The sequence below is a fragment of the Polaromonas sp. P1_F6 genome (genome assembly GCF_056405695.1).
This window is the reverse complement of the sequence record NZ_JBFUBQ010000009.1, coordinates 28,453-53,338: the sequence shown is the minus strand read 5'-3', so window position 1 is coordinate 53,338 and position 24,886 is coordinate 28,453. Positions and strand designations below refer to the sequence as shown.

At 61.8% G+C, this 24,886-nt stretch carries 24 protein-coding genes and 1 riboswitch; of the genes, 11 read left to right on the top strand and 13 right to left on the bottom strand.

What is annotated here, in order from left to right:
- Window positions 1–21 precede the first annotated feature (21 nt).
- Together kdsA and AC1DY9_RS20240 are read right to left on the bottom strand one after the other, a co-directional pair.
- Window positions 22–879, bottom strand: coding sequence for a 3-deoxy-8-phosphooctulonate synthase (gene kdsA, locus AC1DY9_RS20245; protein WP_477646839.1), 858 nt, complete (start codon window positions 877–879; stop codon window positions 22–24).
- Between the two features lie 2 nt (window positions 880–881).
- Complete coding sequence (locus AC1DY9_RS20240) at window positions 882–2,573, bottom strand: CTP synthase (protein ID WP_457278938.1); 1,692 nt, start codon at window positions 2,571–2,573, stop codon at window positions 882–884.
- 301 nt (window positions 2,574–2,874) lie between these two features.
- On the opposite strand from AC1DY9_RS20240, the gene coaBC reads away from it, so the two are divergent.
- From coaBC to AC1DY9_RS20220, 4 genes are all read left to right on the top strand, one after another.
- Window positions 2,875–4,146: a bifunctional phosphopantothenoylcysteine decarboxylase/phosphopantothenate--cysteine ligase CoaBC gene (gene coaBC / locus AC1DY9_RS20235; RefSeq protein WP_477667474.1), complete on the top strand. Its 1,272-nt coding sequence runs from the start codon at window positions 2,875–2,877 to the stop codon at window positions 4,144–4,146.
- On the top strand, window positions 4,143–4,571 hold the full coding sequence (locus tag AC1DY9_RS20230; RefSeq protein WP_457278936.1) for a hypothetical protein: 429 nt from the start codon (window positions 4,143–4,145) through the stop codon (window positions 4,569–4,571). The genes coaBC and AC1DY9_RS20230 overlap by 4 nt, the downstream gene beginning before the upstream one ends.
- Window positions 4,572–4,574: 3 nt before the next feature.
- Window positions 4,575–5,021 (top strand): dUTP diphosphatase, encoded by a 447-nt coding sequence (gene dut, locus AC1DY9_RS20225; protein WP_457278935.1) that lies wholly within the window; start codon window positions 4,575–4,577, stop codon window positions 5,019–5,021.
- A gap of 233 nt (window positions 5,022–5,254) precedes the next feature.
- Window positions 5,255–5,764 (top strand): outer membrane lipoprotein, encoded by a 510-nt coding sequence (locus AC1DY9_RS20220; RefSeq protein WP_457278934.1) that lies wholly within the window; start codon window positions 5,255–5,257, stop codon window positions 5,762–5,764.
- An 82-nt stretch (window positions 5,765–5,846) separates the two neighbouring features.
- Here the strand turns inward: AC1DY9_RS20220 and AC1DY9_RS20215 are convergent, their stop codons facing one another.
- On the bottom strand, window positions 5,847–6,371 hold the full coding sequence (locus tag AC1DY9_RS20215) for an FKBP-type peptidyl-prolyl cis-trans isomerase (protein ID WP_457278933.1): 525 nt from the start codon (window positions 6,369–6,371) through the stop codon (window positions 5,847–5,849).
- A 14-nt stretch (window positions 6,372–6,385) separates the two neighbouring features.
- Between AC1DY9_RS20215 and AC1DY9_RS20210 the strand changes: the two genes are divergently transcribed.
- The 3 genes from AC1DY9_RS20210 to AC1DY9_RS20200 all read left to right on the top strand — a co-directional run bounded on the left by AC1DY9_RS20210 (window position 6,386) and on the right by AC1DY9_RS20200 (window position 8,611).
- The gene (locus tag AC1DY9_RS20210) at window positions 6,386–7,615 is read left to right on the top strand and encodes a JmjC domain-containing protein (protein ID WP_477667473.1); all 1,230 of its coding nucleotides are present in this window, start codon (window positions 6,386–6,388) and stop codon (window positions 7,613–7,615) included.
- 30 nt (window positions 7,616–7,645) lie between these two features.
- Window positions 7,646–8,161, top strand: coding sequence for a hypothetical protein (locus AC1DY9_RS20205; RefSeq protein WP_457278931.1), 516 nt, complete (start codon window positions 7,646–7,648; stop codon window positions 8,159–8,161).
- A 219-nt stretch (window positions 8,162–8,380) separates the two neighbouring features.
- The gene (locus AC1DY9_RS20200) at window positions 8,381–8,611 is read left to right on the top strand and encodes a hypothetical protein (RefSeq protein ID WP_457278930.1); all 231 of its coding nucleotides are present in this window, start codon (window positions 8,381–8,383) and stop codon (window positions 8,609–8,611) included.
- A gap of 105 nt (window positions 8,612–8,716) precedes the next feature.
- Here the strand turns inward: AC1DY9_RS20200 and AC1DY9_RS20195 are convergent, their stop codons facing one another.
- The 6 genes from AC1DY9_RS20195 to AC1DY9_RS20170 form a co-directional block, all read right to left on the bottom strand.
- Window positions 8,717–9,490, bottom strand: coding sequence for an MBL fold metallo-hydrolase (locus AC1DY9_RS20195; protein WP_477667472.1), 774 nt, complete (start codon window positions 9,488–9,490; stop codon window positions 8,717–8,719).
- Between the two features lie 48 nt (window positions 9,491–9,538).
- Window positions 9,539–10,684 carry an outer membrane protein assembly factor BamC gene (bamC, locus tag AC1DY9_RS20190; protein ID WP_457278928.1) on the bottom strand — a complete coding sequence of 382 codons (1,146 nt, stop codon included), beginning with the start codon at window positions 10,682–10,684 and terminating at the stop codon, window positions 9,539–9,541.
- A 31-nt stretch (window positions 10,685–10,715) separates the two neighbouring features.
- Window positions 10,716–11,600 (bottom strand): 4-hydroxy-tetrahydrodipicolinate synthase, encoded by an 885-nt coding sequence (dapA, locus tag AC1DY9_RS20185; RefSeq protein WP_457278927.1) that lies wholly within the window; start codon window positions 11,598–11,600, stop codon window positions 10,716–10,718.
- Between the two features lie 105 nt (window positions 11,601–11,705).
- Window positions 11,706–12,317 (bottom strand): class I SAM-dependent methyltransferase, encoded by a 612-nt coding sequence (locus tag AC1DY9_RS20180; protein WP_477667471.1) that lies wholly within the window; start codon window positions 12,315–12,317, stop codon window positions 11,706–11,708.
- Window positions 12,318–12,417: 100 nt separating this feature from the next.
- Window positions 12,418–13,227: an SDR family oxidoreductase gene (locus AC1DY9_RS20175; RefSeq protein ID WP_477667470.1), complete on the bottom strand. Its 810-nt coding sequence runs from the start codon at window positions 13,225–13,227 to the stop codon at window positions 12,418–12,420.
- 191 nt (window positions 13,228–13,418) lie between these two features.
- The gene (locus AC1DY9_RS20170; protein WP_457278924.1) at window positions 13,419–14,639 is read right to left on the bottom strand and encodes an MFS transporter; all 1,221 of its coding nucleotides are present in this window, start codon (window positions 14,637–14,639) and stop codon (window positions 13,419–13,421) included.
- A 191-nt stretch (window positions 14,640–14,830) separates the two neighbouring features.
- Between AC1DY9_RS20170 and AC1DY9_RS20165 the strand changes: the two genes are divergently transcribed.
- The 4 genes from AC1DY9_RS20165 to parC all read left to right on the top strand — a co-directional run bounded on the left by AC1DY9_RS20165 (window position 14,831) and on the right by parC (window position 21,352).
- A complete protein-coding gene (locus tag AC1DY9_RS20165; RefSeq protein ID WP_477667469.1) occupies window positions 14,831–16,801 on the top strand; it encodes a DNA topoisomerase IV subunit B in 1,971 nt (656 codons plus the stop codon).
- Entirely contained in the window at window positions 16,798–17,907 is a 1,110-nt protein-coding gene (locus AC1DY9_RS20160; RefSeq protein WP_477667468.1) for a hypothetical protein, read from the top strand. The genes AC1DY9_RS20165 and AC1DY9_RS20160 overlap by 4 nt, the downstream gene beginning before the upstream one ends.
- A 118-nt stretch (window positions 17,908–18,025) precedes the next feature.
- Window positions 18,026–18,868, top strand: a complete 843-nt coding sequence (locus AC1DY9_RS20155) for a lytic transglycosylase domain-containing protein (RefSeq protein WP_457278921.1) — start codon at window positions 18,026–18,028, stop codon at window positions 18,866–18,868.
- Between the two features lie 129 nt (window positions 18,869–18,997).
- Window positions 18,998–21,352: a DNA topoisomerase IV subunit A gene (gene parC / locus AC1DY9_RS20150; protein WP_477667467.1), complete on the top strand. Its 2,355-nt coding sequence runs from the start codon at window positions 18,998–19,000 to the stop codon at window positions 21,350–21,352.
- Window positions 21,353–21,446: 94 nt separating this feature from the next.
- Here the strand turns inward: parC and AC1DY9_RS20145 are convergent, their stop codons facing one another.
- The 4 genes from AC1DY9_RS20145 to AC1DY9_RS20130 all read right to left on the bottom strand — a co-directional run bounded on the left by AC1DY9_RS20145 (window position 21,447) and on the right by AC1DY9_RS20130 (window position 24,850).
- A complete protein-coding gene (locus AC1DY9_RS20145; RefSeq protein WP_477667466.1) occupies window positions 21,447–21,959 on the bottom strand; it encodes a 6,7-dimethyl-8-ribityllumazine synthase in 513 nt (170 codons plus the stop codon).
- A 125-nt stretch (window positions 21,960–22,084) separates the two neighbouring features.
- Window positions 22,085–22,246: riboswitch (FMN riboswitch) on the bottom strand.
- Window positions 22,247–22,332: 86 nt separating this feature from the next.
- Window positions 22,333–23,286, bottom strand: coding sequence for a hypothetical protein (locus AC1DY9_RS20140; RefSeq protein WP_477667465.1), 954 nt, complete (start codon window positions 23,284–23,286; stop codon window positions 22,333–22,335).
- Window positions 23,207–23,659, bottom strand: a complete 453-nt coding sequence (locus AC1DY9_RS20135) for a RidA family protein (protein WP_477667464.1) — start codon at window positions 23,657–23,659, stop codon at window positions 23,207–23,209. The genes AC1DY9_RS20140 and AC1DY9_RS20135 overlap by 80 nt, the downstream gene beginning before the upstream one ends.
- A 225-nt stretch (window positions 23,660–23,884) precedes the next feature.
- The gene (locus tag AC1DY9_RS20130) at window positions 23,885–24,850 is read right to left on the bottom strand and encodes a tripartite tricarboxylate transporter substrate binding protein (protein WP_457278916.1); all 966 of its coding nucleotides are present in this window, start codon (window positions 24,848–24,850) and stop codon (window positions 23,885–23,887) included.
- Window positions 24,851–24,886: the final 36 nt, after the last annotated feature.

Sequence of the window (24,886 nt, the reverse complement as noted above, 5' to 3'; positions counted from 1 at the left end):
TTTCCGGGATGGATCGCTGGCTCAGGCGCTGAAGTTGTTTTCGAGGAAGCCGTTTTTCTTGGTGACACGATCCAGTTCGAGCAGTGTTTCCAGCAGCGCCTTCATGTGCTTGAGCGGTACGGCATTGGGGCCGTCGCACAAGGCCTTGGCCGGGTCTGGATGGGTTTCCATGAACAGGCCAGAGACGCCGACGGCCACTGCGGCACGCGCCAGCACCGGCACCATCTCGCGTACGCCGCCGCTGCTGGTGCCCTGGCCGCCGGGCAGCTGCACCGAGTGGGTCGCGTCAAACACGACCGGCGCGTTGGTCTCCCGCATGATGGCCAGGCTGCGCATGTCGCTGACCAGATTGTTGTAGCCAAAGCTGGCGCCGCGTTCGCAGGCCATGAAGTTGTCTTCCGGCAGACCGGCTGCCTTGACGGCCGCGCGCGCCTTGGTGATGACGTTCTTCATGTCGCCCGGGGCCATGAATTGGCCCTTCTTGATATTGACCGGCAGGCCGGACAGTGCGACGGCGTGGATGAAGTCGGTCTGGCGGCACAGCAGGGCCGGTGTTTGCAGCACATCGACGACTTTGGCGACCTGGGCGATCTGGTCTTCGGAATGGATGTCGGTCAGCACCGGCACGCCAATTTCCTTTTTGACCTTGGCCAGGATCTCCAGTCCTTTTTCCGTGCCCAGTCCACGAAAGGCCGTCTCGCTGGTGCGATTGGCCTTGTCGAAACTGCTCTTGAAGATGAAGGGAATACCCAGCGAGGAAGTGATTTCCTTGAGCGTACCGGCGGTGTCCATCTGCAATTGCTCGGACTCCACCACGCAGGGGCCGGCGATGAGGAAGAAGGGTTGGTTCAGGCCAATGTCGAATCCGCAGAGTTTCATGGTCAGGCTACCGCCTTGAGGGGCTTGGCGGCAGCTTTCGGGTCCTGGCCTGCCGTGGCGCGCTGTTGGAGTACGGCCGCAATATAGGCATTGAACAGCGGGTGGCCATCCCAAGGCGTGGACTTGAACTCGGGGTGGAACTGCACGCCGACAAACCAGGGGTGGACGTCTTGCGGCAGCTCGACGATTTCGGTGAGTTGCTCGCGCTGCGTTAGCGCGGAGATGACCAGGCCCGACGCACGCAGGGCATCGAGGTAGTTGACGTTGGCTTCATAGCGGTGGCGGTGGCGTTCTGTCACCACGTCACCATAAATTTTGTGGGCCAGCGTGCCGGCTGCGACGTCCGAGCTTTGCGCGCCCAGGCGCATGGTGCCGCCCAGGTCGGATTTGGCATTGCGTGTCTTGATCGTGCCGTCGGCGTCTTTCCACTCGGTGATCAGCGCGATCACGGGGTGCGGTGTGGCGGGGTCGAACTCGGTGCTGTTGGCGTCCTTCAGGCCAGCCACATGGCGCGCGAATTCGATGGTCGCTACCTGCATGCCCAGGCAGATGCCAAGGTAAGGCATCTTTTGCTCGCGGGCGAAGCGGGCCGCGCAGATCTTGCCTTCGACGCCGCGTATGCCGAAGCCGCCGGGCACCAGGATGCCGTCAAAGCGCGCCAGGCGCGAGACATTGTCCTGCGTGATGGTTTCGGAGTCGACATACTCGATGACCACCTTGGCGTGGTTCTTCATGCCGGCGTGGCGCAGGGCTTCGTTAAGCGACTTGTAGCTGTCTGAAAGGTCTACGTACTTGCCGACCATGGCGATGTGCACTTCGGTCTGCGGATGCTCGGTCTCGTAGACCAGGTCGTCCCAGCGCTTGAGGTTGGCCGGTGGCGTGTTCAGGCGTAGCTTGTCGCAGATCAGGCCGTCCAGGCCCTGTTCGTGCAGCATGCGGGGCACTTTGTAAATGGTGTCGACGTCCCACATCGAGATCACGCCCCACTCGGGAACGTTGGAGAACAGCGAGATTTTTTCGCGCTCTTCGTTGGGAATGCGGCGGTCGGCACGGCACAGCAGCACGTCGGCCTGGATGCCGATTTCACGCAGTTGCTTGGCGGTGTGCTGGGTCGGCTTGGTCTTGAGCTCGCCGGCGGCGGCGATCCAGGGCACGTAGCTCAGGTGAACGAAGGCGGTGTTGTTGGCGCCCAGGCGCAGGCTCATCTGGCGCACGGCTTCAAGAAAGGGCAGGGACTCGATGTCGCCGACGGTGCCGCCGATTTCGACGATGGCCACGTCGACCGCATCAGCCGTCTCGTAGCCGGCGCCGCGCTTGACGAATTCCTGGATTTCGTTGGTGACGTGCGGGATGACCTGCACGGTCTTGCCCAGGTAGTCGCCACGGCGTTCTTTCTCAAGCACGCTTTTGTAGATCTGGCCGGTGGTGAAGTTGTTGGCCTTGCGCATGCGCGTTTCGATGAAACGCTCATAGTGGCCGAGATCCAGGTCGGTCTCGGCGCCGTCGTCGGTCACAAAAACTTCGCCATGCTGGAAGGGCGACATGGTGCCCGGATCCACATTCAGGTAGGGATCGAGCTTGATTAAAGTGACTTTGAGGCCTCGCGATTCGAGGATCGCAGCTAAGGAGGCTGAGGCGATTCCCTTGCCCAGGGAAGACACCACACCGCCGGTGACGAAGACAAATTTGGTCATGTCAGGTACGAACCGCAAGTTCGTAGAGGTGGTAAACGGAGATTATACGGGTTGCCCGCCGGGTTACTTCTTGCAGGGGATACTGAATTTCAGCCCACAGCTGTTCGGGCTTGCACGGTGGCTCGCAGCCCACGTAAGGCTGGCCGGTGTTGACCAAGCAAGCCGGGGCCGCGGAACCGGCTTAGCCGGGCCGCAGGCGCAGCGCCCCCTCGGGGGGCAGCGCATTACGCGAAGCGAAAAGCGTGGGGGCCTTTCCTCCAACTGAGATACATTGCGGAACATGACGAATCAAGTGAATCCCATGGGAAGCGGCCCGGACGGCAATGAAGCCCTGGACTTGGCCGGCAGACACATCGTGCTGGGCCTGTCGGGTGGCATTGCATGCTACAAGGCCGCTGAACTGTGCCGGGCGCTGATCAAGGCGGGTGCCACGGTGCAGGTAGTCATGACCGAAGCTGCCGAGCAGTTCATCACGCCCGTCACCATGCAGGCCCTGAGCGGACGGCCGGTCTACACCAGCCAGTGGGACAGCCGTGAAGCGAACAACATGGCGCACATCAACCTGTCGCGCGAATCCGATGCGATCCTGGTTGCGCCCATGAGCGCTGATTTCATGGCCAAGCTGCTTCATGGGCGTGCCGACGACCTGCTCAGCCTGATGTGCCTGGCCCGGCCCATCGACAACGTGCCGCTGCTGGTGGCGCCGGCCATGAACCGCGAGATGTATGCGCACCCGGCGACCCAACGCAATTTTGTCCAACTGGCCGGTGATGGTGCCACGGTGCTGGGCGTGGGTAGTGGTTTTCAGGCCTGCGGTGAGACCGGCGACGGACGCATRCTGGAGCCTGAGCAGATCCTCGAAGACCTGATTGCCTTCTTTGCGCCCAAGGTCCTGGCCGGGCAGCATGTGCTGGTCACGGCCGGACCGACCTATGAGGCCATAGATCCCGTGCGCGGCATCACCAACCTGTCGAGCGGGAAAATGGGTTTCGCCATTGCGCGGGCGGCGCACGAAGCAGGAGCAGAGGTCACTCTTGTTGCGGGCCCGGTCGGGCTGTCAACGCCACGCGGGGTCAATCGCATTGACGTCAAATCTGCACAAAATATGCTTGAAGCCGTTACAGGGCGTGCGCAAGCAGCTACTATTTTTATAGCAACTGCGGCTGTCGCTGACTGGCGGCCGGCCGCGCCTTCAACGCAGAAGATCAAGAAAGACGGCTCCGGCCAGACGCCGCAGCTGGTGTTTACCGAAAACACGGACATCCTGGCCACTGTCGCCCAGTCACCCGCCGCCCAGGCCGGCCGGTTATTCTGCGTGGGTTTTGCCGCTGAAAGCCATGACCTGGCCGACAACGCCGGGGCCAAGCGCCTGCGCAAAAAAGTGCCGCTGCTGGTCGGAAACATCGGCCCCGACACTTTCGGTCAGGACCACAACGCGTTGCTGCTGGTAGATGCGGAGGGTAGCACCGCGCTGCCCAGGGCTTCCAAGCTCTCGCTGGCGCGCCGTCTGGTGCAGGAGATCGCCGCCCGGATGGCGGCCGGGCCATCGCACGGAAAGGCGGCTGCACCATGAATCACCCCTCGGACACACCGCCTGACGGTGATTTCGCCAGCTACGTGGAGCGCCTGACGGGGGCCAATGCCGCTGCGGGAGTGCGTGAGGATTTGCTCAAACCCCAGGCGGGTGTTTCCGCCAACCCCCGGTTTTCAGCGAGTTCAGGCACGCCTTCGGTGAAGGCTGCGCTGGCGCCTTTGGCTGGCATGTCCTTCCTCAGCCACGTTAGATGGGTAGTAGTGTTGTGGATCGCTACCCAGGCGCTCTCCGAAGTGCTGCCCGGCGCGGGCTTTTTGTTTTTGCCCGCGCTGCTGGTCTATGGGGCCTGGGTGGTCTTCAAGGCCAACCGCAACTCCTCGGGTGCGCTGGTCCAGCGGCTGCGCGAGCTCGCCCGGCAGGCCGCCGAAGAGGCGCAAAAAAATCAACAACCGAAGAAAAAATAATTCATGCTCATCGACGTCAAGATTCTCGACCCCCGCCTTCAGGACAACCTTCCTGCTTACGCCACGCCCGGCAGCGCCGGCCTGGACCTGCGCGCCTGCCTGGAGGCGCCCCTGACGCTGGCCGCCAACGCGTGGCAACTGGTACCGACCGGCATTGCGATCTACCTGCACAACCCCGGCTATGCCGCGCTCATCCTGCCGCGCTCGGGGCTGGGCCACAAGCACGGCATCGTGCTGGGCAACCTGGTCGGCCTGATCGACAGTGATTACCAAGGGCAGCTGATGGTCAGCGCCTGGAACCGCAGCGATGTGCCATTCACCATTGAGCCGATGGAGCGGATCGCCCAGCTGATGATCGTGCCGGTGGTGCAGGCGCAGTTCAATGTGGTGGCGGAATTTCCCGCCAGTGAGCGTGGCGAAGGCGGGTACGGCTCCACGGGCAAAGCCTGACCGCCTGAACGGCTGGCGCGCTGGCGGGCAAAAGGCGTCAGGGGAGGGTGTTTTCCTACAACCCCTGCGACACGGCTCCCACGCCGCGACAGCTCTAATCCCCACCTTGTATTTGCTGCGGCGTGCCCTTAATGGGTCATGGGAGTCTCCGCGCTCCTGGTATCGGCTTCTCGCTAGCGTGAAGCCGATGGCAGGGGCCGGGAAGCTCATGAACTTATTAACAGGAGAGACTCATGCAAAACACATTCCGCTTTATTTCCTCGGCTTCCGCTGTGCTGGCACTGGTGGGCTTGGCTGCTTGCGCGCCCATGAGCCCCAGCGGCGATTCGTCCTACCCGGCCACCACCTCAACCTATCCCGCTTCTTCGTCCTATCCCGCCAATCAGCAGAATGCTTATGTTGAGTACGGACGGGTCATCAATGTGGAAGCCATCCAGACTACGGAAAAGGGCCGCGGCTCTGGCGTGGGTGCTGTCCTGGGCGGTGTGGCGGGTGCTGTGGTGGGTCACCAGATCGGTGGCGGCAGCGGCAAGGATGCTGCAACCGTGGTGGGTGCGGTGGGCGGCGCAGTGGCCGGCAACGCCATTGAAAAGAACCGCAATGCGACCATTCGTGAAAGCTATCGCGTCTCCGTGCAACTGGACAATGGCAGCTCACGCGCCTACGACGTGCCCAGCTACGGCAACCTTCGCGTGGGAGACCGCGTAAAGATCGAAAACGGCCAGATCAACCGGGTCATGTAAAGCTGCGGTTCCTCCGCATATGAAGAGCCGGCTACTCCCGCAGGGAAGGGCCGGCTTTTTTACGCCTGGAATTGCACGCGTCTCAGTGCAGCGTGCCACTTCCCGGTGTGATCGGCTCAAGTTTGAAAAAACCGGTACCAAGTGAGCCCTGGCCGATTTCCTCTTCGCTGGCTTCGCGCACGGCTTCAACCTTGAGGTTCAACCGGATGGCAATGCCCGCAAGGGGATGGTTGCCATCGAGCACGACGTGATCGGGGTAGATCTCGGTCACGGTGTAAATATGATCATGAGGCGCTTGCCCGCTGCTTCCTGGCGGAAGGGCCATGCCGTCGAAGGTCATGCCTTCTTCCAGTTCGGCTGGAAAAATCTTGCGGGGTTCGAGGAAAACCAGATTCTCGTCGTAGTCACCGAAGGCGTTTTCGGGCTCAAGGTGCAGCTCAAGCTTCTCTCCGGCTTCATGGCCTTGCAGTGCCTCCTCGATCTTCGCGAGGAGATCATCGCCGCCGAGTAAAAACTCGATGGGTTCGTCCAGCTCGTCCAGCACATCGCCCAGAGTGTCTTTCAGCGTCCATGTCAGGGCTACGACGCATTGCGGGGTGATTTTCATCCGACAATTGTCCCATGGATGTAAATCAATCTCTAGAGCTCCTCGCCGGCCTGAGCCCGGCGCAATTCATGCGCCGGCACTGGCAAAAAAAGCCGCTTCTCATCCGCCAGGCGCTGACGGGGCTGCAACCTGTGCTCAGCCGCGCAGCACTGTTCAGGCTCGCGTCGCGTGAGCAAGTCGAGTCCCGGCTGATCGTCCAGCAGCCCAAGGGATGGCGGATGAAACAGGGGCCTTTTGCCGCGCGAAGCCTCCCGCCGCTGAGCCAGAAAGCCTGGACCTTGCTGGTGCAGGGGGTGGACCTGCATGACGCCGGCGCGCATGCGCTTTTGCAGAAGTTCCGTTTTGTGCCTGATGCCCGGCTCGACGACCTGATGATTTCGTTTGCCACGCCCGGCGGCGGCGTTGGGCCGCACTTTGACAGCTATGACGTGTTTCTGCTGCAGGCCAGCGGCCGGCGGCGATGGAAGATCGGGCGGCAGAAAGACCTGACGCTGCAGGAAGGCGTGCCGCTGAAAATCCTCCAGAATTTTGTTCCTGAGGAAGAGTTTGTACTGGAAGCGGGCGACATGCTCTACCTGCCTCCGCGCTATGCCCACGACGGCATTGCCGAGGCGTCGCTGCAGGCCGACGGAAAACCTGCAGATTGCATGACATATTCCATCGGATTCAGGTCGCCTGCACAGGGGGAACTTGCCGCGGAACTGCTGCATCGCCTGGCCGAGTTCACTGAGGACGATCGCCATGAGGGTGATGAATCTGCCGCGGAAGAACTCGGCCGCAAGGCACGGCCCCGCCTGTACCGCGATGCGGGGCAGGCCGCAACCCCAACACCGGCCGCCATGCCGTCAGAGCTCACGGCCTTCGCCGGCCAGGCGGTTCTGGACGCGTTGAAAGATCCCCTGGCCGTGGCTTGCGCCCTGGGCGAATACATGACCGAACCCAAGCCTTCGGTATGGTTTGATGAGGTGGAGTGCGAGTGGGATGTCGATGCGGCGCGGCAGGGGAGTGCCGGCGTGCATCTCGACACACGCACGCGGATGATGTATGACAGCGACCATGTGTTTATCAATGGCGAAAGCTATCGCGCCAAAGGTGCCGATGCTGCCCTGATGCACCGCCTGGCCGACCAGCGCAGCCTGGCCCCCCGGGAGCTGCGCAAGGCTGGCGCATCTGCCATCGCGCTGCTGGGCGACTGGCACGACGCGGGCTGGTTGCGGCAGACGCTGCCTGCGGAAGACGACTGACCTGATTGCCAAACAGCCTGGAGACGTTTTATGGATACGGAAAAAACCAGTTCTGCCCTGCCGCCCGCCTTGCTGGAAGGCCGGTTTACCGGCCGCAGCGATTTCACGGAGTTGATCAGGAAGTCGCTTTCAGCGGCAGCCGCACAGGGGTGGCGTGAAATCATTGTGTGCGATCCCGATTTCGAAGACTGGCCCCTGGGAGAACGTGCAGTCGTTCAGGCGCTGAATGATTGGTCCATGACGGGCCGGAAATTCACGATGCTGGCCAAAAACTACGATGAAGTGGTCAGGCGGCACGCCCGGTTCGTCACCTGGCGGCGTACCTGGGCGCACATTGTGGAATGCCGTGCCAATACGTCGGGTGCGGCGGACGATATGCCCAGCGCCTTGCTCGGCCCCGGCTGGGTCTTTGAGCGGCTGGATGTGCAGCGCTGCACTGGCATTGCCGGCTCTGAGGTTGCGAGGCGGGTGGCGTTGAGGGAGCGCATCAATGAGCGTTTGCTGAAAAGTTCGCCGTCGTTCCCCGCCACCACGCTGGGGCTTTAAGGCGGGCATTTGTGCGTCTGAGGGCGCTACAGGCCTGTAAAGGCTGGCTTAGGGTTTTCCGGCTTGCGTTCCCATTTGTAATATCCGGCATATAATTTAAAGCTGGGTAGAAAGAGCTCGAGTCCTTTCCCCGGTCAAAAATAACTTGAATTCCGGTTTGGGTTTTCTTTTGGCAATTTCCGGAAATTGTTTTCTTAAATATCATCAAGGATCGTAAAAATGAACAAGTCACTCGTTTTGGCAGCTATCGTTGCCGCTGTTGCTCTGGCTGCTTGCGGCAAGAAAGAAGAAGCTCCAGCACCAGCTCCAGTTGCTGCACCAGCTCCAGCCCCTGCTGCTGACGCATCGGCTCCTGCCGCTGCCGCATCTGCACCTGCATCGGCACCTGCTGCTGACGCTGCTGCCGCTGCTGCCGCTGCTACCGCCGCTCCAGCCAGCGCTGCGAAGTAATTCTTCAGCGAGTCGAAAAAAGCCGCCGCGAGGCGGCTTTTTTATGGGCGCTTGTTTGCCGCGATGGCCGGTATGCACCCGCATTGCAGGGCCCACGACCCTTCCTCAGATATGGATCCAGCGTGTGCCGACGTCGGGCCTGGCCACAATAATGTCTTCTGCGCCACAGCCCAGGGCCTCGGCCATCAGGGCTTGCACCAGCTCCGGCCGGTTGTTTTGCGCGCTGAGATGGGCTGCCACCAGGTGGCGTAGCCCCTGATGCATGACGCCGCGGGCGACATCCGCAGCGGCCGTATTGGAAAGATGCCCAAATTGGCCGCCCACCCGCCGCTTCAGGAATGCGGGATAGGACGATTGGGCCAGCATGTCGGAATCGTGGTTGCACTCCAGCATCAGGGCGTCGCAGCCCCCAAGGTGTTCCAGTACATGCGAAGTGGCATGACCGAGATCAGTGAGGATTCCCAGCTTTGCCGAGCCATCGGTGCAGCTGAGCTGCAAGGGTTCCCGGGCATCGTGGGGCACCGTAAAAGGCGTCAGCTGCATGCCGCCGAGGTCAATGGCTTTCCCGTCGCGCGCCTTGTGCAGCAACCCGTCAAAATCTGGTGCCCCTATGCCTGCGTGGGTGCCATGGCTCATCCAGACCGGGATCCGGTAGCGAAGCGACAGTGACCGCGCGCAACCGATGTGGTCACCGTGCTCATGGGTGATGAACACGGCGTGGATGTCTTCGGGTTGCAGGCCCGCCTCACCGAGCCTGTAGAGCAGGTGCTTGAACCCCAACCCGCAGTCGACAAGAATGCGAAGCGGCGTGATCCCCGACGCTTCAACCAGTGTGGCATTGCCTGAACTGCCACTGCCCAGGCTTTTGAACCTCAGCACACCGGTATGGAATCTTCAGTCGGGATGAACAGGATCACGAACCGGGATTTACCGCAGATCGTCGGCAATCACCTGGATGATGCGCTGGGCATTGGCCGATGCTTCAGGGGCACCCTGGGCATTGAGGACCGACACCGTGGTGCTTTCACCCTGGCTCTTGACGGCGATACGGTACTTCAACGGCGGCACGGCGGCTGGCGAGCCGCTGAACAGCTTGCTGAAGAAACCGGGCTCGGTTTTGTTCACGATGGGCTCGACGTAGCGCACGAAGTAGGTTCCCTGGCTGCGGTCGCGGTCTTCAACCGTGAACCCGGTGCGGTCCAGTGCCAGTCCGACGCGGCGCCATGCACGTTCAAAGCCTTCGTCGATCTGCACGACGGGCTGGCTGTTGACAGTGGCGATCCGCGAGGTTTGTTTGTCTGCACCGGCGGCCACCAGGGCCTTCGATTGCTCTTGCGTGACACCCAGCTTGACCATCAGGCGGCGCAGGAATTCGGCTTCCAGCTCCGGGTCGGCAGGGCGGGGTTGCCACATGGTGCTGTCGCCGCCGGTGGAGCCGGCCTTGACGCCGGTCAGCACCTCGACCATACCGCGGTGGCTGACATAGATTTCGGTGCCGCCATCAGGGCGGCGCTCCAGCCGTGTGCGGAACTTGTCGCGTTCACCTGTGGAGTACAGGCTGTCGAATACTTTGCCGATAGTGTTGCGGATGAAATCCTGCGGGAGCTTGGCGCGGTTTTCAGCGTAATCGGTTTCCATGATGCCGAGGTTTTCCTGGTCCTGGGACAGCAGGAAGCCGCTCTCCAGCCAGAAATCGCGCACGGGCGTCCAGAGCTTGTCTGCCGGCCGGTTCACCACCAGCCAGCGCTGGCTTCCTGCGCGTTCGATGCGAACGTCGCCCACGGTCACTGCGGCTGTCTGCACGGCCTGTGTCGGCTGGCCAACCTGGTAGCTGCTGGCGGACACCGCCGTACCGGGCACCACATAACGGGTTTCGCGGCTGAGTTGTGTCAGGTCGGGAGGGATCGCCAGGGAAGGGGCTTTGGCGCCGCTGCTTTTGTAGTCGACGCGTTCGCCTTCCATCACATCCCTGATGGAAGAGCAGCCGGCGAGCAGGCTGAGGGCAACCAGTGCAGACACGGTTGCGGCGCTCCGGGCTTTGGAAAATGCAGGATGTGTTGGCAATATCTTCACTTGGGTTCCCTTAAAAATCAGATCAGGCAAATCAGACCAGGCCGCAGATGCGCAGGGCGCTTTCCACAGCGGCTTCGTTCGATGTTTCCAGCGGTGTCATGGGCAGGCGCAATGTGCCGCCGCAAAGGCCCATCCGGGCCATGGCCCACTTGACGGGAATCGGGTTGGCTTCGACAAACAGGTTTCGATGCAGCGGCAGCAATTTAAGTTGCAGCTCCATGGCGCGGCGGGCATCGCCGGCCACGGCGGCCACGCACAGCTCGTGCATGAGGCGGGGCGCGACGTTGGCCGTCACGCTGACATTGCCCTGGCCGCCGCAAAGCATCAGCGCCACCGCGGTCGGGTCGTCGCCTGAATACACGGCAAAGCCCTTGGGCACTTCCTTGATCAGCCACTGGGCGCGCTCGATATTGCCGGTGGCTTCCTTGATGCCGACAATGCCGGGCACCTGGGCCAGGCGCAGCACGGTGGCATGCGCCATATCGGCGACGGTGCGGCCGGGCACGTTGTAAAGCACGGTGGGGAGGTCGCCAACCGCTTCCGCAATCGCCTTGAAGTGCCGGTACTGGCCTTCCTGGGTGGGCTTGTTGTAATAAGGGACGACCTGCAGCTGGCAGTCCGCGCCAACGCCTTTGGCAAATTTGGCCAATTCGATGGCTTCGGCCGTTGAGTTGGCACCGCAGCCAGCCATGATCGGCACGCGCTTTTTGGCCTGCTCAACTGACACCCGGATGATTTCGCAATGTTCTTCGACATTGACGGTTGGGGATTCGCCGGTGGTGCCGACCACGCCGATGCAGTCGGTCCCTTCGGCAATGTGCCAGTCAACCAGCTTGCGCAGGGTGGGGTAATCTACGCTGCCGTCTTCGTGCAAGGGCGTTGCCAGTGCAACGATGCTGCCAGTAATGGGTTTCATGCTCTGCTTGTAAACGTTCGCGGCCATGCAGGTATCTGGGGTGTTCCGGCCTGAACAGCTTCAAGCCGGCCCCGGAAAAGGCCAATCCTGCATTCTACCCAGAGCCTAGGTCAGTCTATAGCGGGGTGGACCCCCTTCCGCGGTATGAAGGGGGGCGGATAAACCCGCGGTGCTGGCTGAGTCGCGGACGGCGGCGATGCGCTGGACAAAGCGTGGCGGACGCTCCTCAAAACCCTCCTCGAAGGCCACCACTTTCAGGCCCTGGCAGACCTGCAGCAATTCACCGGGACGCAGTAAAAAGTCGGGGCGCGAGGGTTTGCCTACCGTTTCATTGCCCTGCGTAAAAGTTTCGTAAATCAGCACGCCACCCGGCGCCAGGCTGGCCAGCAGCGTGGGCAGGAGCGGCCGCCACAGGTAATTGGTGACGATGACGGCTTCAAACTGTCGTCCTTCAAAAGGCCAGGGACCTTCCTCAATGTCGGCCACCACGGCTTCAACGGTTTGGGCGGGGCGCGTGGGAAGAGCTGATGCTATGAATTCGATAGCTGCTTGCGCAAGATCCACAAGGGCCAGAGGGTGATTTCGTTCATAAAACCAGCGGGCATGACGGCCATGGCCGCAGGCCACGTCCAGCACTACGCCGCGCTCAGGCACCAGGTGCGACCAGCGCTGCACCCAGGCGGAGGGTGGTTCCGTGCCATGCGCGGTACCGGTCATAGGGTTTTTCCGCCGGGCCGCCCCAAGGAAAAATGCGCCCCATAAGTGAGATCAGGGGCAGCGCGCCGCAGGCTCGGAGTGACAAGCGTGGGGGCTGTATTCATGGTCTTACGTCATCTTTGAGCGCGGCGAGCGCCATCGCCTCGACCCGGCCCGGCGCGATCAGCTTGAGCCAGCGGCCCAGCTTGCCCTTGGCCGTCATGACCACCTCGCGTTCCCGGCGCGCCATGCCCTCAAGGATGAGCCGTGCGCATTCTTCCACGCTCATGGCGTCGTCTTCCTTCAGGCCGCTGGCACCGGCCGCCTCACCGGCCGCGTTGAAGCCGCGGTGGCGGATGCGGGTGGCGACCACGCCCGGGTAGGCCGTCGTTACGCTGACACCGGCCGTTTTAAGCTCGGCGCGCAATGCCTCGAAGAAGCCCGTCATGGCGAATTTGGTGGCGCTGTAGGCTGTGCGGCCCGGCACACCGATCAGGCCCGCCAGGCTGGAGACCGCCACGATGCTGCCGTGGCGCACTTTTAAGTAAGGCAAGGCGGCATGGGTGCACCAGACGCTGCCCCAGAGGTTGATGCGCATCAACTGTTCGTACCAGGCCAGGTCCTGGGCCTTGACGTCTTCAAAAAGGGCTTGCGCCGACATGCCTACGTTGTTGATCAAGGCATCGATTTGCCCGAACCGGCCGATGGCGGCGGCCACCAGCTGGCGGCATTGGTCCTCTTGCGACACATCGGTTTTGACGGCCAGGGTCAGCGCCCCATGGGCAGCGCATTGGCCCGCAACCTCATTGAGCAGTGCTTCATTGCGCGCGGCCAGCACCAGCGCCACGCCGGCACCGTGGGTTTTGGCCAATTGCCGCGCCATTTCAGCGCCTATGCCGTCAGAGGCTCCGGTAATTACTATTGTTTTCATAGCTGCTTGCGCCCGTCCTGATTGGGCCGCAGCCCAAAACACACATAAAACCCCTGGGAAGGGCCTTGCGCTAGAAGCAGGCCCAGACCTGGTTGGCGAGTGTGAACAGGAAATCCGGCCGTGTGTAGAGGGCAAACACCCCCAGCGACGCGATGATCGCAAGCGTCCACAGGCCGATTCTTTTGGCCATCTCAGGCCCCTTGGGGCACGGCCGCGCGTGCAATCGGTGATTCACGCACCGGCAGGTTCACCAGCGCGGCAAACACGCCCAATGCAATCGCGATGTACCAGACGATGTCGTAGCTGCCCGTGCGGTCATACAAATAGCCGCCCAGCCAGACGCCCAGGAAGGAGCCGATCTGATGGCTGAAGAAGATAAAGCCGCCCAGCATCGACAAGTGCTGGATGCCGAAGATCTGCGCCACGACGGCGTTGGTCGGCGGGATGGTCGACAGCCACAGCAGGCCCATCAGGCTGGCAAAGATGTAAACGCTCAAGGGGCTCAGCGGTGCCGCCAGGAACACGGCGATCACGATGGCGCGCGAGAGATAAATCGTCGCCAGGATCTTGCGTTTGGCGATTTTCTGACCCAGCGAGCCCGCAATGTAGGTGCCGAACACATTAAAGAGGCCGATCAGCGCCAGCGCATAGCTGGCCACCTGGGGAGACAGGCCCTTGTCCTTGAGGTAGCTGGGCATGTGCACGCCGATGAACACCACCTGGAAGCCGCAGACAAAGTAACCCGCCATCAGCAATTGAAAGCTCGGGTACTTGAAAGCCTCGCGCAGCGCCTGAAGAATGGTCTGCTCGCGTTTGGCAGGCTGCCCGCCGGTAAAACCGCCTTCGCGCAGGCCCAATGCCAGCGGCGCAATCAGCAGCACCGCGCCGCTCAGCACCAGCAAAGCCTCTTTCCAGCCCAGGCTGCTGATCAGCAAACCTTCGGTCGGCACCATCAGGAACTGGCCGAATGAGCCCGCCGCCGCGGCCACGCCCATGGCCCACGAGCGTTTGTCGGCCGAAATATTGCGCCCGATCACGCCGTAAATCACGGCATACGTGGTTCCGGCCTGTGCGGCGCCAATCAGCACGCCGGCTGTCAGGGTGAACAGGAAACCGGTGGGCGACAGCGCCATGCCCACCAGGCCCAGCCCGTAAAGCAGAGCACCGCCCACGATCACGCGGAAGGCGCCAAAGCGGTCGGCCGCCATGCCGGCGAAGATGCCGAACACGCCCCAGGACAGGTTTTGCACCGCCAGCGCAAAGGCAAAAGTCTCGCGCGTCCAGCCCTGCGCCTGCGTGATGGGCTGCAGCCAGAGGCCAAAGCCGTGGCGAATGCCCATGGACAGCGTGACGATGGTGGCGCCGCAGATCAGCACCTGCAGCATGGAGAGTTTTTTGGTGTCGGTGGTCATGGGCGAGTCGCCTCGAGTGGCGAAAAAAGGAAAGGCCTGAGGCGGCCGGGAGGCTCTTTGCCGACTGTAACGAAAATGGCGAAACACTGCCGGGGCCGTCCTTCGTTCCCATCCATGAATCAGGTGAGCTGTATGTTTGTACAGTGACTTTTGCGGCCCCGACTACAATTGCGGCAATTCTTTCATCTGCCATGGCTGACAAACTACCCACCGAATATTCCGAAGGCTCGATCCGCGTGCTCAAGGGCCTGGAGCCCGTCAAGCAGCGCCCGGGCATGTACACCCGCACCGACAACCCCCTGCACATCATCCAGGAGGTGCTGGACAACTCCGCCGACGAGGCCCTGGCCGGCTACGGCAAGAAGATCAAGGTGACGCTGCATACCGACGGATCGGTGAGCGTTGATGACGATGGCCGGGGCGTTCCCTTTGGCCTGCACCCGGAAGAAAAGGTGCCGGTCATCGAGATCGTCTACACCCGGCTGCACGCCGGCGGCAAGTTCGACAAGGGCAAGGGCGGCGCCTACAGCTTTTCGGGCGGCCTGCACGGCGTCGGCGTGAGCGTGACGAATGCACTGTCCAAACGCCTGGAAGTCACCTCCTACCGTGAAGGTATGGTCGCCCATCTGGTGTTCTCCGGCGGGGACGTGACCGAGAAACTGCACCTGCGCAAAAACGGCGAGGGCGACCGCAAGACCGGAACCACCGTCCGCGCCTGGCCCGATTCCAAATACTTTGAATCGGCCGCGCTGCCCATGGCCGAGCTCACGCACCTGCTGCGCAGCAAGGCGGTGCTGATGCCCGGCGTCACGGTGACGCTGACCAACGAGAAAACCAAAGACGTCCAGACCTGGCTCTACAAGGGCGGCCTGCGCGACTACCTGATGCAGACCCTGACCGGCGACCCGGTGATCCCGATGTTTGAGGGCGAAGGTTTTGCCGACGCTTCGCACGAGAGTTTTGCCGAAGGCGAGGGCGCGCAGTGGTGCGTGGCCTTCACCGAAGAGGGCCAGCCGGTGCGCGAAAGCTACGTCAACCTGATTCCCACCAGCGCCGGCGGCACGCATGAAAGCGGCCTGCGCGACGGCCTCTTCAATGCCGTCAAGAGCTTTGTCGACCTGCATTCGCTGCTGCCCAAGGGGGTCAAGCTCTTGCCCGAAGACGTTTTTGCCCGTGCCAGCTATGTCCTGAGCGCCAAAGTGCTCGATCCACAGTTCCAGGGCCAGATCAAGGAACGCCTCAATTCACGCGACGCGGTACGGCTGGTGTCCAGCTTTGTTCGGCCGACGCTGGAGCTTTGGCTTAACCAGCACGTCGATTACGGCCGCAAACTGGCCGAACTGGCCATCAAGGCCGCCCAAACCCGGCAGAAAGCCGGCCAGAAGGTCGAAAAACGCAAGGGCTCAGGTGTCGCCGTGCTGCCCGGCAAGCTGACCGACTGCGAAAGCCGGGATTTGGCGCACAACGAAGTCTTCCTGGTCGAGGGCGATTCGGCCGGCGGCAGCGCCAAGATGGGCCGCGACAAGGAAAGCCAGGCCATCCTGCCGCTGCGCGGCAAGGTGCTCAATACCTGGGAGGTCGAGCGCGACCGCCTGTTTGCCAACACCGAAATCCACGACATCGCGGTCGCCATCGGCGTCGATCCGCACGGCCCCAATGACACGCCCGACCTGAGCGGCCTGCGCTACGGCAAGGTCTGCATCCTGAGCGACGCCGATGTGGACGGCTCGCACATCCAGGTGCTGCTTTTGACCCTCTTTTTCCGCCACTTCCCCAAATTGATCGAATCGGGTAATGTGTATGTCGCCCGGCCGCCGCTGTTCCGGGTGGACGCGCCGGCCCGCGGCAAAAAGCCGGCATCCAAGGTGTATGCCCTGGACGAAGGCGAGCTGATTGCCATTTTGGACAAGTTACGCAAGGATGGCGTGAAGGAAGGCGCCTGGAGCATCAGCCGCTTCAAGGGCCTGGGCGAGATGAGCGCGGAACAATTATGGGAAACCACACTCAATCCTGACACTCGCCGCCTGTTGCCCGTGCAATTGGGCAACCAGGATTTTCTGCAAACCGAGACGCTCATCACCAAGCTGATGGGCAAAGGCGAGGCCGCAGCGCGCCGCGAACTGATGGAGTTGCACGGAGACAGCGTCGAGGTGGACGTTTGAGGCTTCTCCTGTCGTTTGCGCGTGTGATGGGCATCGTGGTACTGGTGCTTGCCGCATTCTGGGCGACGGTGGCACTTGCGCGCCATGAATTCATGGCCTCCGGCTTTGCTTTCGCTCTTGCCGCAGGTGGTTTGTGTTTGTCGATTTTTTCAGAGAAGGCCATCGCCAGAAAGAAGCAGCAGGCGGAGAAGGAGGTCACGTTGGAGGCGCTGCTGTTTAGCGACAGTGCGCTGGACGTGCCATTTCGCTGGTTTCGCTGGCTCTGTTTTGTCGTTGCGCTGTTGCTGATTTTTGGGGTAACGGGTTTGCTGGCAAGGGCGACCTGGCAGGAAGGGAAGTTGGTTCCCGTGGCCTTGCTGGGCAGTTTTGCTGTTCTATTGTTTGTGTACATTGGCAGTTTGTTTGTTTCAGGTTATGCCGCATGGCAATCCGGCAGCGCGTTGAAGGCGGATTTGCTGGGCTTGAGGCTCTGCGGCTTGCCCGCTATCGCCTGGAAGCATATTCGCGGGATCGACCTTAAGCAGTTTGAAGTCAAGGGGCAAAAGAAAGCCATCTTGATGTTGGCGCTTGATCCGGCGACGTTCAACGAGCTGAAATCTGCCTTGGTGCCGAGGTCGCTTCATTGGACGGGTCCCAAATTAAGGGAGAAGCCTGCGGTAGTAGAGTTTGGTTGCGATTTTTTAGGAAGAGACCCGGAGCTCGTCGTTCGGGCCGTCCAGTTCATCGCGGACAAATCAGGTGGGCGAAGGGTCAAGGGCTGGAACTACCTTGAAGCAATTGACGTGGCGGAGCAGCGAGAGCAAGCTGCTGAACTCCGCAGGGAGGCAAACCGCAAGAGTGACCTGCTGTTTGCCGAGCTGCAGCGAATGAACCGGTCGGGACCTGTTGATGAAAAAAGACTGGCGGAAATTGACCGTCAAATGCAGGCTGAACTCGAACGGATGAGTTCAGCGGCCAATGCAGAAGTAAATGCTTTCAAGCACAACATGAGTGCACTGGATGAGCGCCTGAAGCCGCTGAAATGGTTTTACAGGGGAATGGTGGTTTTGCTGATTGTCATGATTGGTGGGGCCGTTTTAAGAATTGTGCTCACACTGAAGTCCTGACTCGTGACGATGAATAACTTGATGTTTTACCGTTCCTGCAAGCTGACCTCGTGGTTCCGACGGCCTGAGGCCGACAGGTTTGCCTGGATGGTTGAGCAATCAACAATGGATTTCTTTTATGAAAATTTTTAGTGGCAAACCCAGGCTCTGGCCGGGTTTCTTTTTGAGCCTGCTAATGCTGCTGTCGCAGCAATCTGCCCATGCCGACATCTGGGGCTACGTGGACAAAGACGGCATTGCGCATTTTTCGGCTGTGCGGCTGGATGAGCGCTATGAGCTTTTCTTTCGTGGTGTTGAAAGTTTCAGCGCAGGCGACAACGTTGCCAAAAGCGGCAAAGCCGTCGGCAACGGCGCCAACCGGGCCACCGGTGTGGCCAATGCGCCGCCCAAGCTGCTTGCTTACTTTGATGTGTCCCCCAACTACAAGGCCGTCAAGCACCTGCTGCGCGAGGCTTCCGCCAAACACGGCATCGACTACGAGCTGCTGCAGGCACTGATCGCCACCGAATCCGGATTCAACGCCCAGGCCGTTTCGCCCAAGGGTGCGGTCGGGCTGATGCAGCTGATCCCGCCGACAGCGGAGCGCTATGGCGTACGGGCCACCAAGGATTCCACCATCCACAAAAGGCTCACCGATCCCAAGACCAACATCCGGGCCGGCTCCAGCTACCTCAGTGATCTGATTGCCATGTTTCCCGGCCAGCTCGAACTGGCCATCGCTGCGTACAACGCCGGCGAGGGCGCCGTTCAGCGTGCCGGCAACAAGATTCCGAACTATCCCGAAACCAAAAACTACGTCAAGACCGTGATGCAGCTCTATAACCACCTCAAGCCACCCAGCATGGCGTCCGGCGGCCGCGTTCGCATGGAAATGATGGGCGGGGCCACCGGCCGCGGCAACATGGTGTCACCCACGGTGGTGTCCACCGCCACGCCAGAGGCCTTGCCCGAGCCGTACTGAGGTCACAATGCGCCTTGTGTCCTGCCCGGCAGCCTGATAGACAGCTTTCCTTTTTTGTAACCCTGTGGCGGCCGCACCCGCGTGTGCCGGCATGCCTCACGCCACCTTACCCGCCAAGCCAAACTCAAGATGGATCTCTTTACACCGGACGCCGTAGCCCCGATCCCCGAACCCGCAGACCAGGATTCCCTGGCCGCGTACGCGCAGCGGGCTTACCTTGAATATGCCCTCAGCGTCGTCAAGGGCCGCGCCTTGCCCGACGTTTGCGATGGCCAGAAGCCGGTGCAGCGCCGCATCCTCTTCAGCATGTCGCGCATGGGCCTGGGTTTTGGCGGGGCGAATGGCGCGAGCGGTGCCAAGCCTGTCAAGAGCGCGCGCGTTGTCGGCGACGTGCTGGGCAAATACCACCCGCACGGCGACCAGGCGGCGTACGACGCGATGGTGCGCATGGCGCAGGACTTCAGCCAGCGTTATCCGCTGGTCGATGGACAAGGTAATTTCGGCAGCCGCGACGGCGACGGCGCAGCGGCCATGCGATACACCGAGGCTCGGCTGGCGCGCATCACGACGCTGCTGCTCGACGAGCTTGACGAAGGCACGGTCGACTTTGTGCCCAACTACGACGGCTCCTTTGAAGAGCCGCGCCAGTTGCCGGCACGCTTGCCCTTCACGCTGCTCAACGGCGCCAGCGGTATTGCCGTGGGCCTGGCTACCGAAATTCCCAGTCACAACCTGCGCGAAGTCGCCGACGCCTGCGTGGCGCTCATCAAGACACCCAAGCTTGCGGACGAAGAGCTGTACGCGCTGATCGCCGGGCCCGACTACCCAGGCGGTGGGCAGATCATCTCGAGCGGCGCGGAAATCGCGGCGGCCTACAGCACGGGCCGCGGCTCGCTCAAGGTGCGTGCCCGCTGGAAGATTGAAGAACTCGCGCGCGGCCAATGGCAGCTGGTGGTGCAGGAACTGCCGCCCGGTGTCAGCACCCAGCGAGTGCTCGAGGAAATCGAAGAGCTCACCAATCCGAAAATCAAGGCCGGCAAAAAAGCCCTGAGCCAGGACCAGGTGCAGCTCAAGCAGACCATCCTGGCCGTGCTCGACGTGGTGCGCGACGAATCCAGCAAGGACGCCGCCGTGCGCCTGGTGTTCGAGCCCAAGACGAGCAAGATCAGCCAGTCCGAGCTCATCAACACCCTGCTGGCCAACACCAGCCTGGAAAGCTCCTCGCCCATCAACCTGACCATGGTCGGGCTGGACGGCAAGCCGACGCAGAAAAACCTGCGCCAGATGCTGACGGAGTGGATCGAGTTCCGCCAGACCACGGTGCAAAAACGATCGCAGCACCGGCTCGACAAAGTGCTGGCCCGCATCCACATCCTCGAGGGGCGGCAACTGGTGCTGCTCAACATCGACGAGGTGATCGCCATCATCCGCCAGTCGGAAGAGCCCAAGCCCGCATTGATAGAGCGCTTCAAGCTCAGCGAAATCCAGGCCGAGGACATTCTTGAAATCCGCCTGCGCCAACTGGCACGGCTTGAAGCCATCAAGATCGAGCAGGACCTGAAAAACCTGCGCGAAGAGCAGGGCAAGCTCGAGGAAATCCTGGGCAGCCCGGCGGCGCTCAAGCGCCTGCTGGTCAAGGAAATCGAGGCCGACGCCAAGCAATTCGCCGATGCGCGCCGCACGCTGATCCAGGCCGAGAAAAAGGCCGTGCTCGAAGTCAAGGTGCTCGACGAGCCGGTGACCGTGGTCATCAGCGACAAGGGCTGGGTGCGCGCACGCAACGGTCACGGACATGACCCGGCAGGCTTCGCCTTCAAGGCGGGCGACGGGCTTTACGGTACCTTCGAATGCCGCACCATCGACACGTTGCTGGCCTTCGGCTCACGCGGCCGCATTTATTCGGTGCCGGTGTCATTGCTGCCCGGTGCGCGCGGCGACGGCCAGCCGCTCACCACCCTGATCGACCTGGAGTCCGGCACGCAGCTGGTGCATTATTTTGCGGGCCCGTCCAATGCCGCATTGCTGCTGAGCGCCAGCGGCGGCTACGGCTTCCTCGCTACGGTCGAGAACATGACGTCGCGCCTCAAAGCCGGCAAGGCCTTTATCAGCTGCGCTGAAGGTGAAACCATTTGCAGGCCTTCGCATGCCGCCTTCACCAGCGCATCGGCGCCCTTGGTGCCGGCCACGCATGTGGCTTGCGCCTCGACGGGCGGCCGCATCCTGACGTTTGAAATCGCGGAACTCAAGATGCAGGCCGCCGGCGGGCGCGGCCTGATGCTGATCGACCTCGAAGCCAAAGACACTTTGGCTGGTGCAGCCGCCTACACGCGCAGCGTGAAGATTGAAGGCATTGGCCGCGGCGGCAAGGCGCGTGAGGAAACGCTGGAAATCCGCAGCCTGAACAATGCCCGTGCGGCGCGCGCGCGCAAGGGCAAGGCGGCCGACCTGGGCTTCAAACCCACCGGCATCAGCCGCGTTGAGTAAAACTGACTGAAGGTCATAACTGGCGGGCGCAAGCAGCTATTGATTTAATAGCAAGATGCTGCGCTCACCGGTCTGGTCAGCAGCTATTCAGCAATCAAGCTGCCAAGAGCAGATCAAGCTTTTTCAGGCCCGCCACCGTCTCCAGGCAGGCTTGCGCCACTTCCTTGCCCTTGGTCAGGAAATGTTCCGTGAAGAATTTTCGGTGTTCGTCATGCTCATGAAAATGCTGCGGCGTCAGCACCGCTGAAAACACCGGCACGCCGGTTTCCAGCTGGATACCCATCAGCGCGCTGATCACCGCATCGGCCACAAACTCGTGACGGTAGATGCCACCGTCCACCACCAGCCCGCAGCAGACCACGCCTGCATAACGGCCCGACTGTGCGAGTTTTTTCGCGTGGAGCGGAATCTCGAACGCGCCGGGCACTTCAAACGTGTCGATGGATTCAGCGCCCACGCCTTGCCGGGCCATCTCGGCCAGGAAGGCGCCGCGGCCCTGGTCCACGATGTCTTCGTGCCAGGACGACTGGATAAAGGCAAAACGTGCCTTGTGGGAGGAGCCGCTGGAATGGTTGGTGGAAACGGGGAACTGGGTTGACTGACTCATGGATGGCCTCTGTTGGGTGTTACCAGAATCAGGGCGCACGAGCCTGCGGCTTTGCGCGTGGACACGCGGACGACCGCAGCGCAGAACGCGCCCAGTCGTAAACGCCCACGGCACAGCCGTAAACATCGCGCTCTCTTTCATCCGGACTGTGACCGTCGGCTTCGGAGTTGAACCGAATCTGCTGACCCTGGTTGCCATATGAGGCACGGCAACCAGGCGCTCGCGGGCTGATGCAGTTGCCTGCAAACACCGCCGGTGGGGAATTTCACCCCGCCCTGAGAACGCTGCCCCGGCAAAATGACCGGGGCGAAGTGAATTTTATGGTTTGCGAGAAACCTTTGCCGGGCGGGTGAATGCCCTGGCCTTCGCCAGCTCAGAGGAGGGTACTCAGCGAGGTCCAGTAGCTGTCCATCAGCTTTCTTGCGTCTGCAATCGCTTTTTCCTTGCTGGTTCCGCTGGGGATTCGCATGATCAGTGCAAATTCGACCAGCTTGTCTCCAATGACCGAGAACCTGCTGATGCCCAGCGTGTTCAGTACAGAGGCGTCCGGTGAAACCTGAAAGTCCGCCGTCGGGAAGCAATGCGAGCCAATCCTGTTGGGCACCAGGAGTTCAATGGACTCACCAAACGGGCCGGTCAACCTGGAGAAGGAAAACGGCGCGCCGCGGGATGACTTGACCTGTAAGTCGGCCGCAGCACGCAGACCGCTTGCGTTGCTTCTCATATTGGAAGGAAGCTCTGTCACCACGATCGCGGCAATCGGGGGAGCCAGATCTCCCGGGGAAAGCAGCACATAGTGATCAGTGACCCCGCGCGATTTGTCGTTCAGGAAAAGCTTGACGTGCGTTCGTTCCAGTTCGGGAAGCTGCGGCACGGCAATTTGAAACCCCGCGTCCTTCAGGATGATTTTTCGGGTGGACTTGATGGTCGCTTCGTCTGCATTGCGCACCATGAGGTTTCCGCCTCCGCCGTTGCAGGGCTGGAGCGATAAATTCCAGACAGACCTGATGTCGTTGGCTGCACCCGCAGGAGCTTGGGCAACTGCCAGCGGGGGACAGGCCAAAGCCAGGTACAGGACAGACATCCCGAGCTTGGCGAGTTTGCCGAAATGCCGCTTTTCCTTGTTCATGGTGAATACTTTCAGAAAGTCGGCTTCCGTGCAAACTTCGTTGCACTTGCCATGAAGAAGGTTCTGCTGGAAGTCAAATTCAGGCCGGGGGTACAAAGCTCCGGCCTGACGTCTTGTCTCACTCGACTTCAGCAACCAGGTCGATCTCGACGCAAGCGCCCATGGGAACCTGGGCCACGCCAAAGGCGCTGCGTGCATGCTTGCCGGCGTCGCCGAAGACTTCTGCAAACAACTCGCTGGCGCCGTTGGTCACCAGGTGCTGCTCGGTATAGTCGCCGGTCGAGTTGACCAGGCTCATGAGCTTGACGATGCGCTTGACCTTGCCCAGGCCGACGGCGGCTTCGAGTGTGCCCATCAGGTCGATGGCGACCGAGCGCGCGGCGGCCTTGCCTTCTTCTGTCGTCATGTTCTTGCCGAGCTGGCCGACGAGGGGCTTGCCGTCCTTCTTGGCGATGTGGCCGCTCAGGAACACCAGGTTGCCGGTCTGCACGAAGGGCAGGTAAGCTGCCAGGGGCGTTGCCACGGTTGGCAGGGTGACGTTCAGTGCTTTCAGCTTGTCGTAGGCGCTCATGGTGATCCTTTTGGTGAAGAAAAATGGCACCAGCCCAATGAGTATAAGCGCGAGCAGCTATTGTTTTGATAGCGAATAAAGCGGCGCGGCCGGCTGGTAGTGCAGGGAATTGTAGGATGGTGCCCGGGTTCCGGAGGCCTTTGGGGTCATGAAAGGAAATGATGGAACGGCGCAGGGCCTGCGCGGCTTGTCCCGCGCCCCCTTTCACCGTTCCACATGCCGGCGTCACTCGGGCTTGATGCCGGCCTTTCGCACCACAGCACCCCAGCGGTCTACTTCGTTGCGCATGAAGGCACGCAGTTCGTCGCGTGTCGAGCCTTTCAGGTCAATGCCCAGGGTGGTGAGGCGCTCGCGCGTGGAAGGGTGCGCCAGCGCCGCCACCGCTTCGCTGCGCAGCCGCTCGACGATCTCGATCGGCGTGGTGGCCGGCGCCACCAGCGCCCACCACTGGTTGAACTGCATGCCCTCGATGCCGGCTTCGCGCGCGGTCGGCACGCCGGGCAGGGTAGCCAGGCGCGCATTGCCGGTCACCATCAAGGCAGAGATCCTGTTCGCGCCCAGCAGCGAACTGCCGCTGGCCATCGTGGCGAAATGCGCGTCCACCTGGCCGGCTGCGACGTCGGTGAGCGCGGGTGCGGAGCCGCGATAGGGAATGGCGTTGACCTTGATCCCCGTGGCGCCGGCGAACAGTTCGCTGGAAAGGTGGCTGATGGAGCCATTGCCGCTGTGGGCCAGCGCCAGCGGCACCTTGCTGCCCCGGTAGTTTTTGAGGAAGCCCTTGATGTCGCCATTCTTGTACTGCGCGCCGCCGGCAAACAGCAGCAGCGGCGAGGTGCCGACCATGGACACCGGCGTGAAGTCGCGCAGCAGGTCGTAGGGCATCTTGTTGAACACGGCCGGCGCAATCGCATGCGGCAGCTCGACGATGGCGAAGGTGTAGCCGTCAGGCGCGGCCTTGGCCGCGGCTTCGGTGCCGATGCGCCCGGAAGCGCCGGAGCGGTTGTCGACCACCACGCTTTGCCCCATGGTTTCGCCCATGCGCTGGGCAATCGCGCGGGCGATGGCGTCGGTGCTGCCACCGGGCGCCCAGGGCACGATGAGGCGGATGGGTTTGTCGGGGTAGGCGGCATGGGCGGTTCCCGCCAGGGTGGCGCAGGCCAGAAGCAGGGCGGGGAGCAGTCGGGTCTTCATGGTGAAAAATTCCTTTGCGGGCTGAAGAAAAAGGAG